This is a genomic window from Paenibacillus sp. MT124 (genome assembly GCF_058792755.1).
Window position 1 is genome coordinate 4,508,600 of sequence record NZ_CM179500.1, and the last position, 16,436, is coordinate 4,525,035.

A 16,436-nucleotide genomic window follows, 5' to 3' on the forward strand; every position below is an offset into this window, starting at 1 on the left:
ATCCCGGATTGGCGTTTTTTCATTTCGCAATAAAGTTTCCCTAGTATTCCAAAAAATATTTAACGGCATCTCCAGCAGGCTGACTCTTGCGGATCGGCTGCGGATCCTGTTCCCATGCCTGCAAGATTTGTATTCCTTCCAGCGTCGACTTATCGCCCCAGTTAATATGCTGTCTGCGCTCCAGTTCAAGCAATGATTCGCGAATGAGGTCACGGCTTCGCCCCGTCTTATTCTCCAGCTCATCCATTCGGGGCATACGTCGTCGCTGCCCAGCATAATTAACGATAATTCGTAAAATCTTCCGTTCAAAATCGTTTAACATATGCCCGCCTTCCCGTCCTTATGAAGGATAGGACGCCATGCCAGAATACCTTGCTCCAGGAATGTCCGGGGTGATCCATCTGCTCCTGCAGATGCTCGGATTCTCCCACCTCGCACACTGTTAATACGAATCTGACGCTGCGTAATATGTCCTGCACGATCCATGTACACGAGCTCCACCATCTGGCCAATATATTTCCCCAGCATAATCATCCCTCCGATAAGAACGTTTGTTTGTATTACCTATTATATGCGAACATAAGTTCTTTATTCAATAACTAAAAAAAGGATTTTATACAGCAAAAAACCAGGCTTGTCCCATCATTCAGAGATGCCTGGCTTTTTTTATTTTTTAGTGTCGATCCGATTCACTGAACTGCACCTTTTTTAACTGCTGCGTAGACGGATTAAAATCTACATTGACATACACAGCAAACTCTTTGCCATCCTTGCCCCGCACCCATAACTTAAACTGCTCCCGGGATTGGTTGGCTGTCAGCGATGTACGTCCAATATGCTTGTAATCCAGAATGTCCACATTATATTTGGTCTGCGTTTCTTTTACCGCGATGATTCCCCACTTCGCATAATCTGGAACGGGAGCCGCTGAACTCGTGGCTAGTCCCGACAAACTCAGCATAATCGTCATCAGTGTAACGATAAGTAATCTCATATTAATCACTCCTTGGGGCTTGTTTCCGTTAGCCTGCCCATGGGAGATATATTTTACACCATCAGTTGAATGATTAACCGCATAGGCTGCTGCACCCAGCGAATTATCTGAAGGATTGTTTGATGCCGATCCATCGGAGGATTGAAGCTTATTCCCCAGTCTCCTGACAATAAATGATCCGTGGGGTCCGGATTGGACGGTGTATCCAGCCCATACTTTTTCTTTAAGGCTTCCCTCGTTTCTTGATCCACTTCGACTTCATGATGAACATAAGCAGAGACCTGCTCCACATGAAGAAGTAAAAGTATACCTATCGTAAATACAGCGATAAGCCAACGTTTAAGCAAAACTTGTCCTCCTTTTCATTGCCCTCAGCGAAAATCCTCAATGACTCTAATTGTAACCCTAATACACTCTCAATGGAAACTAGATCCTGAATCGGATATATACGTCTTTAGCCCCAAATATGCTATATGCGGTTTGATTCTCCCATTCTATGTGTAATAGGCCTTGATAGACTGAAGGATGATCTGAACACCCATTTCGAGGAGGTTATATGTAAATGTTCAAACGAATGGATGAAATCTTGATTGAAATTCCCAATGTCGAGAAGCCCGATCCCAATGCAGCCGCATCCATACAGGAGCTGCTAGGCGGCAAATTCGGAGAGATGTCAACGTTGAACAATTACCTCTACCAATCGTTTAATTTTCGCTCCAAGGAAAAATTGAAGCCCTTCTACGACCTCGTCATGAGTATTACAGCCGAAGAATTGGGTCACGTGGAGCTGGTGTCTCACGGGATAAACCAATGTCTCAGAGGTTCTACCGCCTATAAAGAACCCGATGATACACCCCTTGGTTCCGTGAAGGATGCACGTCTATCCTATCATTACCTGGCTGGGGCCCAAGGCGCCATGCCTTTTGATTCTATGGGCAACCCATGGACCGGTGCAAATGTGTTCAACAGTGGTAATCTGGTTGAGGACCTGCTGCATAACTTTTTCCTCGAATGCGGCGCACGTACACATAAAATGAAAGTATACGAAATGACGGACCACCCTGCTGCCCGGGAAGTGGTTGGGTTCCTGCTTGTACGCGGCGGCGTACACGTCGTGGCCTACGCCAAAGCGCTGGAAATTGCAACAGGCGTGAACGTGACCAAGCTGGTTCCTATTCCTTCATTGGACAACAAGGCGTTCACCGAGGCCCGAAAATATGAAGAAAAAGGCGTACACACCAAGCTGTACACGTATAGCGATAAAGACTTTAATGCCATCAGCCAAATCTGGAAAGGAACACACCCTGAAGATGGACAACCACTTGAAGTCATTCAAGGTGTTCCAGAAGGCTTTCCGATTCCCGAAGCCCCTGCGGTGGAAGAAGAATTCGCCCCAGGCATTTCACATGAGGACTTCGCAGAAATTGCACGTCGTCTGAAAATGGCGGGGAATATTGCGGATTGATAAAGCATGATGATGTCATAACATATAAAGCCCTCGTTTGCTAGATAAGCAGATCTGAGGGCTTTTGTTTTTTTGTGCTTCATTCACTTTTTTTGTTCTTGCACCGATTCCACTGGCTCCACATCCCGGACTTCGAGTTCAATCTGGGCCTGATTATCATCCGCTGACATGGCATCCCGCATGCGAACCGTCCAAATTCCTTTATCGGCATGAAACTCAACGTCTTCAATGACCGGCAAACTTATCTCCTTACCATCGGATGAATAAATTCCGCCGCGAATTGCGTCCGCCTCACTGATCTTCGCGCCATCGGGCGTTGCCGCAGCATACTCTGCAATGGACTCTGCTCTTGCACGACCTGGATAAGGCTCAACCTCCGGACTTCCATCCGTCCAGACTTCAACATACGTACCAATCTGAGAATCAGGTACATTGGAAAACCATTTTGCCGGATAATACTTACGGGTTTCTCCATTCGTTCCGATTTCCTCATGTTCGGGATTCACAACAAGGATGGAATTCTCTTTGCGATCCACCACATAGCCGGCAAACCCTTTCTCTTTCGGAGCATCTGTTCGCGGCGGTTTCCCTTCCTTATGAACCTGTGCCGAACACCCTGTAAGAATTAAGATGATGAGCAGCAGAAGAACGATCATACGACTGGCCACTTCCATTCCCCCTCTATAGGCAACATGTAGTGCAATCTATTTCTCTGATAATAGACGGCTTCCCACTACACGATGTTGCAAAAGAAGAGCATGATTACTGATCAATTTCTTTGGGATCTTTTGTATGCAACCCTTCCCCAAATGATCAGACCTGCACAACACAGCAGAACACAGTAGCCCCAGGCAAAAAGCATGGCGATTCCCAGCCCGATATTGGCATCCAGCCGTTCATCGGTTAACTCGGTATAAAAAGCAAAGCCCAAGGGCACCGCCCCCACGATAAATAATACGGCCATCAAACCGCCCCAGCGTCTGAACACCGGCTTTTGATGCGATTGCGACAGTTTTTTAATGCCTCGATACAGGATGACCAGAAGCAAAAGGAATATCAGCCACGTGCCAAGAATTTGCGTCATCTTGTCCGCCTCCTTCGAATATAATCCCAACTTATCATGTAGAAGAATCATTTCCTGCTTATCCATTATATTTCGCCTTCTCCGGTACATTAATCACATCCATATGAATTAAAACAAAAACGCCTTCACCCGGCCCCATGCGAGCCCAATGAAGACGTTCTGTTACCATGTAAATTGCTCTATCTGGTTCTGCTCAATAGATAGAGGAAGTATGGGGCCCCAAGGATGGCAACCAGAATTCCCGCCGGAATCTCGGAAGGCTGCAGAATGACACGGCCCAGCGTGTCCGCAATGAGAACAAGAAGAGAACCGACCAAAGCGGATGCAGGTAAAAGAAACTGATGCTTCGGACCCACAAGGCGTCTGGCCAGATGCGGTCCGATCAGACCTACAAAACCAATTCCGCCACTGACAGATACGCAGGACCCGGCAAGACCTACGGCAGCAGCAAGCAGGATGAGTCTTTCACGATTAACCGATGCACCAAGTCCACTGGCGGTCTGGTCCCCAAGGTTCAGGACATTCAGTACACGCGCCTTATATAGAACGACCGGAATAAGAATAATTAAAAATGGAAGCAATGCCGTTACGAACTTCCAGTTTGATCCCCAAATGCTGCCTGCCATCCATGTCGCCACAAACTGATACTTCTCCGGACTGAGCCGAAGTGTAAGCACAATCATAGCAGAGCTGATTCCGGCAGCTACCCCAATTCCCGTAAGAAGCATACGGGTAGGCATAATGCCCTCTCCCTTCTTGTATGAAAGGACATAGATGAGAAAGGCGGCAAAACTGGATCCAATCAAGGCAAGAATCGGCAGTAAAAATACAGGGGCCGCCGTTGTTGTAGGGAAAAAGGATACGAATAGCATTACGACGAGCCCCGCTCCTGCATTGATCCCAAGTATCCCCGGGTCCGCCAGTGCGTTACGGGACACGCCTTGCAAAATACATCCGGACAAGGCAAGCCCGGCACCAACCATGATTGAAATTACAATCCGGGGCAAACGGAACTCAAACAGGATGAGCTCCTGCTTCGGAGTTCCCCCACCGAATAACGTACGCAGCACCTCAAAAGGGCTCAGCTTCGTGAACCCCGTGTTCATGCTAATCATAAATGCAGCAATAATCAATGCACCAAGTACAATCATAACAATGGTGCTTTTCGTTCTCTTTTTGCGCTCAGCACCAGTGAGAGTTGAGGATCCCATAATTACAGAGACCTCCTTTCTTTACGGGCCAGATAGAGGAAGAACGGTACCCCGATCAAGGCAACCAGAGCACCGATTGGTGTCTCGTATGGCGGATTAATCATGCGTGCTGCCAGATCGGCGAACACCAGCAGCAAGCTGCCCATGACAGCGGAACATGGAATGATCCAGCGATAATCAACCCCGACGATTTTACGTGTAAGGTGGGGGATGATAAGTCCAACGAAACCTACAGCACCAACCACGGATACGGCCGTACCCGCAAGAATAAGCACAACGATAAGACCAACGAGCTTAATCAAGCCAGTACGCTGTCCCAGTCCGACGGCAATCTCTTCGCCAAGACTAAGAAGCGTGATCGAACGAGAAATAATCAAGCCTACAATGAGTGCAGCCAGGACCCAGGGGAACATGACCCCAAGTTGAGACCATTTTGTACCAGCAACACCTCCCGCTGTCCAGAAGGCCAGATCCTGTCCAATTTTGAAATACAATGCAATCCCTTCACTCAGTGCGGACAACATGGCGGATACCGCTGCTCCCGCGAGCACCAGTCTAAGAGGCGTAAGGCCGGATCTGGACGCTGCTCCGAATCCGTATACAAGCAGTACGCCAAGCCCTGCCCCGATAAAGGAATACATAATGATATACATATACGGCATACCAGGGAAAAAAGCGAAACACACAGCCAGGGCAAATCCTGCCCCGGAATTCAGCCCAAGCAAGCCCGAATCTGCGAGTGGATTGCGTGTCATCCCCTGCATGATTGCACCAGCTACAGCGAAGCAGGCACCAACCATCGCCCCGCCAAGAATACGCGGCAATCGAATTTCCCAGATGATCTGATGCGGGGTAAGATCCGGGTTGAAGTTAAAGATGGCTTGCCAGACTACACCGAGTTTAATATCTGCGGCACCAAAAGAAATGGACAAGGCCATACCCAGGGCGAGCAGTACGAGACCACCAGTCAGGATCAAGGTAGCAGCCCATGGACGAGTATGTATTTTGGCTGTCGGAGATTCCGTATTATGACTTGCCGATGAAGCCTTCGAACTCATATGTGCCCACCCTTGTTATGAGTGGAGTAGACCAATCCTATGTACATAACAATCACCTCTCTGTTATTGCCGTTCTTTTAATGATATTGATTCTCATTCCCATACATCATTGTATGTCAACAATCTCTCGCTGGCAATGGACAAATGGGACAAGTTTATTGCATTAAACATTTTTTAGAACCAAAAAAGCTGCACCGAGCATAAGGGCTCAGGTGCAGCTTGTGTTTTTTTGTTAACGGCTATGTACTCCAATCAATGCGGCCAGTACATCGGGAACATCCGTAATGATCGCTTCCACACCCATCTGGATCAATGCTTGCATCTCTGCAGGATCGTTTACGGTAAACGGATGTGTCGAAATTCCCTGAGCCTGCGCAGCAGCTACTTCCTCCTGTGTTACAGCCAGCTTATATGGATGCAGTGCCGAGGCCTCCAGTTTGGCTGCATAGTCATAAGGACGATAAAGTTTTTCCATGTATAGAAGTGCCGTCCGAATCTCGGGAGCAATACGTTTACACTTCACCAACGATGCATGATTGAAACTGGAAAGGATCACTTGCTGTTCCAAATCCCAATTTCGAATGGCTTGCACAATCTTTTCTTCCATGCCCTTGTAAGCAACAATTCCATTTTTCAGTTCCAGATTAAGCAGAATCCTTTTTCCCCGCACGAGTTCAAACAGTTCTTCCAGTGAAGGGATTCGCTCTTGGGCAAAATCGGCATGGAACCAGCTACCTGCGTCAAGTTTGCGTAATTGCTCGTATGTTGTATCTTTAACCCAGCCGGATGCACCTGCAGTCCGGTTCAATGTCTCATCATGAATCAGTACCAATCTGCCATCACTGGACATCTGAACATCCGTCTCAATACCCGTGGCTCCAAGCTGCAGACAACGTTCGAACGCAGCCATTGTATTCTCGGGACAGACGGCGGAAGCTCCCCTATGCGCAATAATTTCAATCGCCATTCCTCAGCACCTCCTGTATTCGCACATCAAATCTAGCAATTCCACTATACGACCGGTTTGTCATAACCGTATTAACAGAACGTTTAATGCATGTTCGATTCCATATTGGACGTAGATCGTTTGGGGAAGATGTCCATTCAGATTGGGGATTCACTCATTTTTGCGAACTCAATCTGCAAATCGACATAACATAGTATGAGCGATAGAAGTTCCGTACTCCGTCATAAGGAGGTTGACTATTGAAGCCCTTAAGGAACAAGACCCTTCCCCCGCGCTCTCGCATCTCCCAGTCACAGTCGGCTTCCAGGCATTTCAGTCCCTCTGTGCACATCAAAAACCAGTCTAGCAAAAAAACAGCGTCGAATCAGCGGAACACAAATTACATCTCTTCCAGAACCTTGGATCAGCTGGCTGTTGTCGCTGCCATTCTCTCCTTGATCGCAGCTGCCATAGGGCTATATATCGCCTGGAAATCACTGAGTATACCAGACGAGACCGCTGTTGTGGTATAGACCAGTGCAACTTGTAGAACAGCTCTGCATGCCAGACGGTTGACCCTGTTCCTAAATGTCATGCAGGAGCAGGGTTTGTTTATTTTAAGTTCTAATTCATTTCTTCGCAGGAAAAACAAAAAAACCGTTCCCCTGAAACGCCGACAGCTGCCGGCGTTTCTTCGGAAAGGCTTATTCCTCATTCGGTTCGCTTCAGATCCAGCCTTCCCACCCGGGAATGGCTGACCGAATTACAGAATGAAGGTGCGGGAGATGATAACCAGCAGAATGAACAGTACCAAAATCGCGCCTGTAGATGTCCATGCTCCGCCGCCGAAGCCTCCGTATCCATACCCGTAACCTGTGCCTTTGATTTCGCTCATGAGTGACACTCCCCTCTTAAGAAAGTACACTATAGACTATGTCTCGGGCCGCAATTTGCTTGGGCAGAACGGAAAGTTTTCCGCAGATGCCGGTGGTCAACCCCTAACTTGGATTACTTTTGTTCATTAAGCTGAGTCCATTTCTGAGTCAACTGTGCGGGAACGTAAGCCGACATCTTCGCAAGCAGTTCGGCCGGTTCGGATTCAAGACTCCATAGGCTGAGATGAGAAGTATTCGAAAATCCTTCATGGACACTATGCTCCACCAGTTTCATCAAAGGTTCGTAATAACCGTTTACATTCAATAAACCAACTGGTTTACGATGAATACCGATTTGAGCCCAGCACAGCACTTCGAACAATTCCTCAAAGGTGCCCATTCCACCAGGAAGGGCGATAAATCCATCCGACAGTTCCGCCATTGTTGCCTTACGCTCGTGCATTGTCCCTACTTCAATCAGCTGTGTAAGGCCTCCATGCACAATTTCTCCACGAAACAATCCGGTGGGCATAACGCCAATGACTTCTCCGCCATTCGCCAGAGCTGCATCAGCCACCGCACCCATTAATCCCATGCACGACCCGCCATATACGAGGGAGAATCCGTTATCTGCTATTTGCTTGCCCAAGTTGATGGCTTGCTGTGTATAGTCCGGATGATTCCCGGGGTTGGAACCTGCAAAAACACATATACGTTTCAAAGGGCTTCACTCCTTCTTGTTGTCTATCTCATTAGTATATAACAAGAATGTCATTGCTATGTTACCCCTTCATATTGTCTGGAGACAAAAAAAGCCCGACCGTTTGCAGCCGGCCGGGTTCCCATGTTATTACACATCATTTAGAAGGGGTTGTTACATTTAATATAAAGGCCGAAGATTAAATCTATATGATCTTTACATGAAATGAATATTAAATATACGTGCCATATTAGCGTATGCCCCGTCTGGTACGCACTACAAACATATGCTTGTCCTTGCGAAGCAACCGCCCATCTGCAAGCTCGACCTGATCTTCATCATGACGAAGAATCGTCGTGGACAGGGCTACAATTTTGGCCCGCCGCCATATCATGACCTGTGACTTAAAATAGATGGCATTGTCAAATTGAATGGCCTTTTTCATCACATATCCGACCTTATGCACCTCAGAACGTGCTTTCTTCAGAGGAAGGCTCTCTTCGGGCAGAGGTCTGATCATTGCGATATTGTCGAACGACACCTTGATCCGCTTCGGTCCGATTCGTACACAATCCGATTCTTCATCCCACTCTACCAGGGTTCCCTTCAGTGGCTCTCTTATTCCTGTTGCCCGATATACTGCTACTTTTCGTCCAACCCAATGCCGCAATGTCCTCACCTCCGCTTATCTAGTTTTCCGGTATAGTCCAATCAATCGGTTGAATACCCTTGGAGGTCAGGAAGTCGTTGGCTTTGGAGAAAGGCCGACTGCCCAGAAAACCACGATGTGCGGCAAGTGGACTGGGGTGTGTTGATTCCAGCACCAGATGTTTGTCCCGGTCAATAAAGGCTCCTTTTTTCTGTGCATGACTGCCCCACAGCATGAACACCATCGGTTCCGAGCGTTCATTCAAGGCACGAATCACCGCATCAGTGAACTTTTGCCAACCCAGCCCCTGATGAGAATTCGGCTGGCCCTCGCGTACCGTAAGTACATTGTTAAGCAGCAACACACCTTGTTCCGCCCAGTGCACCAAGTACCCGTGTTTGGGAATTGGCAATCCCAGATCTGCATGAAGTTCCTTATATATATTTAGCAGCGAAGGCGGAATGCGTACACCTGGCATGACCGAAAAGCTTAATCCATGGGCCTGTCCAGCTCCGTGATATGGATCCTGACCCAGAATGACCGCTTTGACCTGGTGATAAGGGGTCAGTTTGAGCGCGGAGAACAGATTTTCTTTGGAAGGATATACCGTTTGTGTTTTGTATTCTCCCGCTAATGCATAACGTATATCGTTAAAATACTCCGATTCAATCTCTTCTCTAAGAACTGTGTCCCAATCGTTTTCAAACATATGTATGGGCTCCTTTCCCTGATGACAACATACCCGTGCTGCCAGAAACCTCTGGCTGCCCTTGTGTTGAGCCTGATTCAAGGCTCATAGACTATCCATCATTTTAACATACCTCCGGGCGGCAGGCCAGAAATGTGCTATAGGGGCATATCTGCTCAGACTCTGACTGGTCCTCTGATTATTCTATAAGCTATTTTCATGAGCTATAAACTAAAAAAACGAGCCCCCAGATGGCTAAGCCAACCGGGGACACGTTTTATGTTCATGCATCCATTTTGCGAAAACCCATACACTACTTCTGCATTTAGTACTTAATCAGATCCAGCGTTTCGTCGAACAGGAAGCCTTGCTCTTCGATCTTGCTTTCGTTGCCGACAACGCAGCGATTTCCTTGTTCCAGAATTGCAGATACGAGGGCAGCCGAATCAACGATATGAGCTTCCGTTGTACCCAGCACTTCATCACGCTCCTGTTGAAGATCTGCTTCGGTAACGTTGGACAAATAGCATTCCAGTGAGAAGTTCCCTTCCGAATATGGTGTTCTCGGGGTATCCAGATCCTGGATGGCACCGATAATATACCGCGTCATTTCACGTTCATCCGCTTTGAAATTTTGCAAGTACTGCGGAATGTCTTCATACACTTTGTAGGTTTTCTCAAGGTTAGGGTCTCTGTATGAGGCCAGATAGCTGTCTCCATTCCGTCTAAAACCGCTCATGCAGCCGTAGGCACCACCCTTGGCCCGGATATTCGTCCACAGATAATCAAGAGACAAGATCCCCTGAAGAACCCGCAGCGAGCCTGTATACTGGAAGCCCTTGGTGAGGAAGTTGCCCGTCTGAACAACATATTGCACTTCCGAAGGTGACTTGAAGCCTTCATTATGATGAACCTCTTGGAATTCAGCATGCTCCTTCGCCACATCATGTGTATACAGCTTGGATTTCAGGTCAGACACCTGCTGCTCCAATCCTTCATACCCTTTCTCATCTGCGGTATAGCTGACAAGCAGCAGTTCAGGTCTGAAGATCATGCCAGTCAATTCTTGAAGACGAGTGGCAAGCTCTTCTTTTCTCTCATCATAGTTCGCCTGGAGCTCTTCAATCCATTGATAAAAGGCGATTCCACTCACAGCTTCCCGGAAGGCAGCCACTGCTGAATGTTTGGCAGAAGATCTGCCCATGGCCGCAGAATGTCCACTGTTGATCAAGCTGCGCTGCAATTGTCCCTTCAGTTGGGAAATGATCTCATACAAGCGCTTCGAGTCGTCGAACCGGGAAGTCAGAATGATCTCTTTAATCATGTCAAACGCAAACCCCAGCTTGCTGTACAAAACCTTCGCTCCGAATTCAAAGTGAGCCCGGTACGCGTTGTACTGTTTCGCATCAGCACTCGCACCTACGCTTGCACTGATTCCGCCTGAATGGATATGAATTTCATTGGATAACTCGTTGAATGAGAAATTTTTCGTATCCACATAACCAAGTACACTTTTCAGCAGACCGGCATAAGGCAGCAGATGCTGCGGGATCTCTTTGACATCAAATAAAAGCTTCAGATAACCAATCCCGTTGGTGTATAGATTGTGATGCAGGATCGTTGTGCCCTCTACCGTCTTCAGGGTTTGGTACAGGGTCGATGCTTTGGGTTCGATATCTTCAATCGACAAGGTCGGAATAACCTGCTGTTGTTCTTTGGTGGAAGGCTCATTTTGATAATCCGCAAGCTCTTTTGTTTTTTGCACCAACTCTGCGATTTCGGTTTCATTCAGACTGGACTGATAGGATTTCAACCGGGTTCGCAGCGCTTCTTCCTTCCGCTGGTTCAGCCCTTTATCCGGAGTCACGGCAACAAATGAGGTATGTGTATTTTGCAGCAAATACTGCTCAATCAACTGCTCGAAGTATCCTTCATTCATTTTGGTTCGCAGCGTTGCAAATACGTCATTGGCCTCCAGGTGTGCAAATGGCGCCTGATCATCATAGAGCCAGCTCTGAAGCGTGTAGAAGCCATAGATGAGCCCTTTCGGCATTCTTCCAAAATCAGCTTCACGATGGTTAAATTCATAGGAGTTAATTCCCGCAAGCAGCGCCTTGGGATCAATTCCTTCCTTCACCACACGCTGAAGCACTTCCTGCACTGTATCCAAAAATACCTGCTTGCTCTCCAGGTTACTCTTCTTCAAACCGATGGTCAGTACAGGCTGATACAAGCTGTCGTCATACGAGCCATAGACTTCTTTGGCAATCCCCTTATCCAGCAGTGCCTGCTTCAGAACGGCTCCTGGCGCACTCAGAAGGGCATACTGCAAAATTTGAAAGGCAATATTCAGTTCCTGATCCAGCGTGGTTCCAATGACGGCATTATACGTCAAAAAGCTGTTATCCACTTCCGACTCCGTACTTCCCGCCGAATAGGTTTTGACCACATCCACCCGCTCGCTGAAGGCTTCCTGTACTCCAATCTCCGAGTCAGTCTCGATACGATCGTACTGGTTCAGGTAGGTTTCATCCAACCATTTCAGCTTCTCTTCCATATCCATATCACCGTACAGGTATATGTAGCTGTTCGAAGGATGATAGTATTTCGTGTGGAAATCGAGCAAGCCCTGGTAGGTCAGATCCGTGATCTCATCCGGAATGCCTCCAGACTCGCAGGAATAGGTAGTATCCGGGAAAAGTGAATTCAGGACGGCTCTGCGTACAACACGCTCCGGTGATGAAAATGCCCCTTTCATCTCGTTGTACACCACACCGTTATATGTCAATTCATCCTCTGGCGAGGCCAGATTGTAGTTCCAGCCCTCTTGCAGGAATATTTTCTCGTTCTCATAAATGTTGGTGTTCAGTACCGCATCCAGATAAATATCCATCAAGTTGTGGAAGTCATGATCATTGCGGCTGGCGATCGGGTAGATCGTTTTGTCCGGGTACGTCATTGCATTCAGGAAGGTATTCAGTGAACCCTTCAACAGCTCCACAAAGGAGTCCTTTGCCGGGAACTTCTTGGATCCGCACAGTACGGAATGCTCCAAAATATGAGGTACGCCCGTATTGTCACTCGGAGGGGTTCTAAACCCGATACTGAACACTTTATTGTCATCCTGATTGGATAAAACGACAATTCTGGCACCTGACTTTTTATGTTCAAGCAGATAACCATCTGATTTCAGTTCCTCCATCCTGCGTTCCTGTAAAACCTGGTAAGACTGAAGTTGTTTCAACATATGCTGATCCTCCATCAAAAGAAATTTATTTTTGCTTCTTCGAGTTCCGCAAGATAAAGGTAATTTATGCCTATGGATAGTATACACCATCGTTTCATGTCTTCCTAACTTACAGCCTGAGGCAACTAGACGTCTCCTGATATGTATTATGTACAATTTCGGTTTATGAACCCGAAAGGCCCGGAAATTCAATTCCATAGGGCTCAAAAGGGTATAAAAAAAGATCGCATCGACAGCTTGTTCAACAAGCGTCATGCGATCTTCTTAATAAGGATGCCGAGGACCGGGATCGAACCGGTACGGTAGTCACCTACCGCAGGATTTTAAGTCCTGTGCGTCTGCCAATTCCGCCACCCCGGCATATGTATGTATTACTTTATTACTTGAGGCGACAAGAAATATCTTATCATAGGACTGAACATAATGCAACATATAATTTATTTTTTTAAAATACAACTACCATAAAAAAGTGAAAAGGCACTACCAGCGTCAGCTGGCAGTGCCTAGAAAGTCCGAGTTGCGGTCCCGGACTTTCTATAAACCATCTATATTAAGGGAGGTGTGAGATCATAATACCGCCCCAACATTAAAGAAACCTAAAATCAGGCTTAAATTAAACTAAAAAGTTGCAAGAATCCTGTTCTACGCATCTTCCCCCTTCACAATCGGTGCAATGTGGGCAGCATCTTCCTCACTGCATTCCACCACGATAAGGAAGTGATCCTGAAGAAGCCACTGCTCATAATACTGAGCATCCTCTTCAGCAATACCGGCTTCTGCCAGAGTAAGAACGAGATCATCCGTTTCTCCTCCAATTTCATTGCCAGCCAGTCGGCGAACCGCTTTGCCCGCAGAGATCGTCTGGTCCATGCGTTTTCCCAATGCTGCGAGTACACCCTTGAAGACACCGAATGCACCATCTGTACCAGCACCCTTCAACGGTTTGTCCAGACCTGCTTTTTCACTGATCAAATCAAGATCCAAATGCTCCTTCGCCACAACCCCCATCGCTTCCGCTTCCAATCCTGCTTCCTTGAGCTGGTTAAGCATGATAATCGCTTCGTTCTCCGTTTGAACCAGCCCAACCAATAATTGTGTCATTCCGTTCCCTCCCTAATAGGACATGTAATAAACGCAACGTTATTCCGACTTGGATTAAAGCTCTAACAAATCATCTATTCCATAAGACAATTCACCTAAACCAGAAGGATTTATTTCTTTTCTGGAAATTCATACCTAGTTCTGATAGACTAGATAAAGAAGCCAAATTAACCATTGAAATTATTGACATATTAAGCAACCATCTCATAACCAGGAGCAATGTCTTATGAAAAAAGAGGTAGAAATTGCCATTCGTCGTAATCAACAAATTGCAGTTCGCAACACCAGCGGTCAAACGGTGACCGGATTTCCCGAGCGTTCTGCTGACTCATCCATTCTTACCCTTCGTACGGTCCAGGGAAACCTTTGGATTCCTTTTGATGAGGTTGAGCAGGTTACCCGCATACTGAGTATCCGTTCCCATCATATGAAGGGTATGCAGTTGAGTATTGCAGATCTATAGCTCCGTAGTTGTAAAAAAACAAAAACCAGACCCACTCGGGTCTGGTTTTTGTTTTGGCCTATGGCCTGTATCCTTATGCTACTGTACAACAAACTTCACCCGTGTTCCATCCGGATATGTACTCAGCTGATTACCAACCCATGAACCCGCTCCGCGGTTGTCCTTGGGCGTAATGTACTTGATATCTGCATTTGACCCGCCTTCAGCACACATGGCCATGGGCCACTCATCCCGATCCTTCCCTTTCTTCACGGGTACACCCTTGAGTGACAGGTCGCGATTGGCGTCTGCGCCCTCACGATCAATCGTGCATACATCCGAGTGCCCTGCCTTGATGGCGTCCTTGATATGCTTCGCCGTCTCCGGATACCGATCTGAGGGAAAGGTGATGGTGTGATCCACGCCCTGACTGCTCCCATTAAACGGGGACGGCAGATCCAGCGGCAATTCTCCCTCGAACCAGGCAAAGACAGCCAGAACCACCAGCGTTACCAGCGTAATAAACGATTTCTTAAGATTGCTCCAACCTTTGTTTTTCTTCTTCCTTGTGCGCTTCCTCTTCATGCTGTCTCCCCCGTTCCCTCTTGCATTATACCAGAACGTTCGTTCGTGAAACAATACCAAAAAGACAGTCCGCTTCCTCCCGAACTGTCTTCTTTCCGTTTATTCTTATTAATGGCTTGTTATCCCACATGTGGGATAACCTGCTGCCGTAACAGCGGTAGTGTCACATGGAAGTGTGTTCCCTGCCCTAGTACACTCTCTACAGCAATGTCCCCCTGCATCAATTCAAGTAGTTCCTTACAGATGGTCAATCCCAGTCCACTGCCACCAAATCTGCGGGCATGAGATACATCCGTCTGGGTGAACGCCTCAAATAATTGGTGTAGCTTCTCTTCAGGAATACCGATTCCTGTATCACTTACGGTGAATAGCAAGGTAATGGAATCCCCGTGTTGTTCCTTCACATCAAGCTGCAGTAACACTTCACCTTGCTCCGTGAACTTAATCGCATTGCTCAGCAGGTTATCCAGTACTTGACGCAGACGCAACGGATCCCCAATTAAAACGTCCGGTACCTGCATGTCGGCCTGACAGCGCAATTGGACCTTCTTTTGTTTAGCCGCAGGCTCGTGCGTTCTAACGATCTGTTGAATGAGCTTAAGCGGCTGAAATTCGATTTGTTCAACTTCCATCTTGCCGCGCCCCAGCTTCGCCATGTCGAGACTGTTATTCACAATATTGAGCAAGGCTTCACCGGACTGACGGGCGAGGTCCAAATATTCTTCTTGCTCCTCACTGATTTCACCCATGCTCGTTAACTCGATCATGCCCATAATCCCATTGAGCGGTGTGCGCAGTTCATGATTTAATTTTCCGATAAACTCCAGGTGTCCCCTGCTGTTCATCTCTGCCATCCTGGCCGCCATGCGAAGCTGCTCTTCGGCATATTTCCGTTCAGAAATGTCATATTGTATGCCAACAAAGAAGAGACACTGTCCCCCATCATCAAATATGGGATCAATGTTCAATTCGTTCCAGAATTGTTGACCACTTTTGGTATAGTTTAAAATATCAATTTTAATGGACTCCTGCCGATTAAGAGCTTTACGAATTTTGCTTACAGTTTCGGGATTCGTGTCCCTGCCCTGAAGGAATCGGCAGTTCTGTCCAACGACTTCTTCAAAGGTATAGCCTGTCAGAGCAGTGAACTGTTCATTGACATATATCAATGGTTGCTCTGGTGAAGTTGCATCGACCACAGTTACGGAAGATTTAAGCTTGGATATTAAAAACTCCCACTGAATGGGTATGGAGTGCTTATTTTGGATGCTCATGCTTCCCCTCCTGTTTTCTTGTGGTCCGTTGCATCAAATAAATATATAATTAGAATGATAACAATTGGGTCTTGGATCAACCGAAATCAATATATTTAATTGTAACACAGTTATTCA

Annotated in this window: 20 protein-coding genes and 1 tRNA gene; 3 read left to right on the top strand and 18 right to left on the bottom strand. The window is 47.1% G+C overall.

Annotated elements, in window-relative coordinates:
* Window positions 1–40 precede the first annotated feature (40 nt).
* The 4 genes from AC3RCI_RS20365 to AC3RCI_RS20380 all read right to left on the bottom strand — a co-directional run bounded on the left by AC3RCI_RS20365 (window position 41) and on the right by AC3RCI_RS20380 (window position 1,341).
* Complete coding sequence (locus tag AC3RCI_RS20365; RefSeq protein WP_492526144.1) at window positions 41–322, bottom strand: hypothetical protein; 282 nt, start codon at window positions 320–322, stop codon at window positions 41–43.
* Window positions 316–528 carry a hypothetical protein gene (locus tag AC3RCI_RS20370; RefSeq protein WP_127537831.1) on the bottom strand — a complete coding sequence of 71 codons (213 nt, stop codon included), beginning with the start codon at window positions 526–528 and terminating at the stop codon, window positions 316–318. Before AC3RCI_RS20370 ends, AC3RCI_RS20365 begins: the two co-directional genes overlap by 7 nt.
* 145 nt (window positions 529–673) lie before the next feature.
* Window positions 674–994 carry a DUF3889 domain-containing protein gene (locus tag AC3RCI_RS20375; RefSeq protein ID WP_239300184.1) on the bottom strand — a complete coding sequence of 107 codons (321 nt, stop codon included), beginning with the start codon at window positions 992–994 and terminating at the stop codon, window positions 674–676.
* A 53-nt stretch (window positions 995–1,047) separates the two neighbouring features.
* Window positions 1,048–1,341 (bottom strand): hypothetical protein, encoded by a 294-nt coding sequence (locus AC3RCI_RS20380; protein ID WP_492526146.1) that lies wholly within the window; start codon window positions 1,339–1,341, stop codon window positions 1,048–1,050.
* A 215-nt stretch (window positions 1,342–1,556) separates the two neighbouring features.
* On the opposite strand from AC3RCI_RS20380, the gene AC3RCI_RS20385 reads away from it, so the two are divergent.
* On the top strand, window positions 1,557–2,459 hold the full coding sequence (locus tag AC3RCI_RS20385; protein WP_336780607.1) for a manganese catalase family protein: 903 nt from the start codon (window positions 1,557–1,559) through the stop codon (window positions 2,457–2,459).
* 83 nt (window positions 2,460–2,542) lie between these two features.
* Here the strand turns inward: AC3RCI_RS20385 and AC3RCI_RS20390 are convergent, their stop codons facing one another.
* The 5 genes from AC3RCI_RS20390 to AC3RCI_RS20410 form a co-directional block, all read right to left on the bottom strand.
* A complete protein-coding gene (locus AC3RCI_RS20390) occupies window positions 2,543–3,127 on the bottom strand; it encodes a DUF3221 domain-containing protein (RefSeq protein ID WP_492526148.1) in 585 nt (194 codons plus the stop codon).
* A 101-nt stretch (window positions 3,128–3,228) separates the two neighbouring features.
* Window positions 3,229–3,609 (bottom strand): hypothetical protein, encoded by a 381-nt coding sequence (locus AC3RCI_RS20395; RefSeq protein ID WP_492526150.1) that lies wholly within the window; start codon window positions 3,607–3,609, stop codon window positions 3,229–3,231.
* 113 nt (window positions 3,610–3,722) lie between these two features.
* Window positions 3,723–4,754, bottom strand: coding sequence for a FecCD family ABC transporter permease (locus AC3RCI_RS20400; protein ID WP_492526152.1), 1,032 nt, complete (start codon window positions 4,752–4,754; stop codon window positions 3,723–3,725).
* A 2-nt stretch (window positions 4,755–4,756) separates the two neighbouring features.
* Window positions 4,757–5,812 carry a FecCD family ABC transporter permease gene (locus tag AC3RCI_RS20405; RefSeq protein WP_336780603.1) on the bottom strand — a complete coding sequence of 352 codons (1,056 nt, stop codon included), beginning with the start codon at window positions 5,810–5,812 and terminating at the stop codon, window positions 4,757–4,759.
* Between the two features lie 232 nt (window positions 5,813–6,044).
* Window positions 6,045–6,779, bottom strand: a complete 735-nt coding sequence (locus tag AC3RCI_RS20410) for a glycerophosphodiester phosphodiesterase (protein ID WP_154895333.1) — start codon at window positions 6,777–6,779, stop codon at window positions 6,045–6,047.
* 239 nt (window positions 6,780–7,018) lie between these two features.
* Here AC3RCI_RS20410 and AC3RCI_RS20415 point away from each other — a divergent pair, with 239 nt between their 5' ends.
* Complete coding sequence (locus AC3RCI_RS20415) at window positions 7,019–7,291, top strand: hypothetical protein (protein ID WP_154895332.1); 273 nt, start codon at window positions 7,019–7,021, stop codon at window positions 7,289–7,291.
* 230 nt (window positions 7,292–7,521) lie between these two features.
* Here the strand turns inward: AC3RCI_RS20415 and AC3RCI_RS20420 are convergent, their stop codons facing one another.
* The 7 genes from AC3RCI_RS20420 to AC3RCI_RS20450 all read right to left on the bottom strand — a co-directional run bounded on the left by AC3RCI_RS20420 (window position 7,522) and on the right by AC3RCI_RS20450 (window position 14,018).
* Window positions 7,522–7,653, bottom strand: coding sequence for a YjcZ family sporulation protein (locus tag AC3RCI_RS20420; RefSeq protein WP_217506391.1), 132 nt, complete (start codon window positions 7,651–7,653; stop codon window positions 7,522–7,524).
* A gap of 113 nt (window positions 7,654–7,766) precedes the next feature.
* On the bottom strand, window positions 7,767–8,354 hold the full coding sequence (locus AC3RCI_RS20425) for an LOG family protein (RefSeq protein WP_336780600.1): 588 nt from the start codon (window positions 8,352–8,354) through the stop codon (window positions 7,767–7,769).
* Window positions 8,355–8,583: 229 nt separating this feature from the next.
* The gene (locus AC3RCI_RS20430; protein WP_127537820.1) at window positions 8,584–9,003 is read right to left on the bottom strand and encodes a hypothetical protein; all 420 of its coding nucleotides are present in this window, start codon (window positions 9,001–9,003) and stop codon (window positions 8,584–8,586) included.
* 19 nt (window positions 9,004–9,022) lie between these two features.
* On the bottom strand, window positions 9,023–9,691 hold the full coding sequence (gene ung / locus AC3RCI_RS20435) for a uracil-DNA glycosylase (RefSeq protein WP_127537819.1): 669 nt from the start codon (window positions 9,689–9,691) through the stop codon (window positions 9,023–9,025).
* A gap of 304 nt (window positions 9,692–9,995) precedes the next feature.
* Entirely contained in the window at window positions 9,996–12,917 is a 2,922-nt protein-coding gene (locus AC3RCI_RS20440; protein ID WP_492526154.1) for an insulinase family protein, read from the bottom strand.
* A gap of 274 nt (window positions 12,918–13,191) precedes the next feature.
* Window positions 13,192–13,277: transfer RNA gene (locus AC3RCI_RS20445), tRNA-Leu, on the bottom strand.
* 282 nt (window positions 13,278–13,559) lie between these two features.
* The gene (locus AC3RCI_RS20450) at window positions 13,560–14,018 is read right to left on the bottom strand and encodes a general stress protein (protein ID WP_336780598.1); all 459 of its coding nucleotides are present in this window, start codon (window positions 14,016–14,018) and stop codon (window positions 13,560–13,562) included.
* Between the two features lie 226 nt (window positions 14,019–14,244).
* Here AC3RCI_RS20450 and AC3RCI_RS20455 point away from each other — a divergent pair, with 226 nt between their 5' ends.
* Window positions 14,245–14,481 (top strand): hypothetical protein, encoded by a 237-nt coding sequence (locus AC3RCI_RS20455; protein WP_492471485.1) that lies wholly within the window; start codon window positions 14,245–14,247, stop codon window positions 14,479–14,481.
* 78 nt (window positions 14,482–14,559) lie between these two features.
* Here the strand turns inward: AC3RCI_RS20455 and AC3RCI_RS20460 are convergent, their stop codons facing one another.
* Together AC3RCI_RS20460 and AC3RCI_RS20465 are read right to left on the bottom strand one after the other, a co-directional pair.
* Window positions 14,560–15,045 carry a NucA/NucB deoxyribonuclease domain-containing protein gene (locus tag AC3RCI_RS20460; protein WP_492471484.1) on the bottom strand — a complete coding sequence of 162 codons (486 nt, stop codon included), beginning with the start codon at window positions 15,043–15,045 and terminating at the stop codon, window positions 14,560–14,562.
* A 119-nt stretch (window positions 15,046–15,164) separates the two neighbouring features.
* Entirely contained in the window at window positions 15,165–16,319 is a 1,155-nt protein-coding gene (locus tag AC3RCI_RS20465) for a sensor histidine kinase (RefSeq protein ID WP_492526156.1), read from the bottom strand.
* Between the last annotated feature and the right edge of the window lie 117 nt (window positions 16,320–16,436).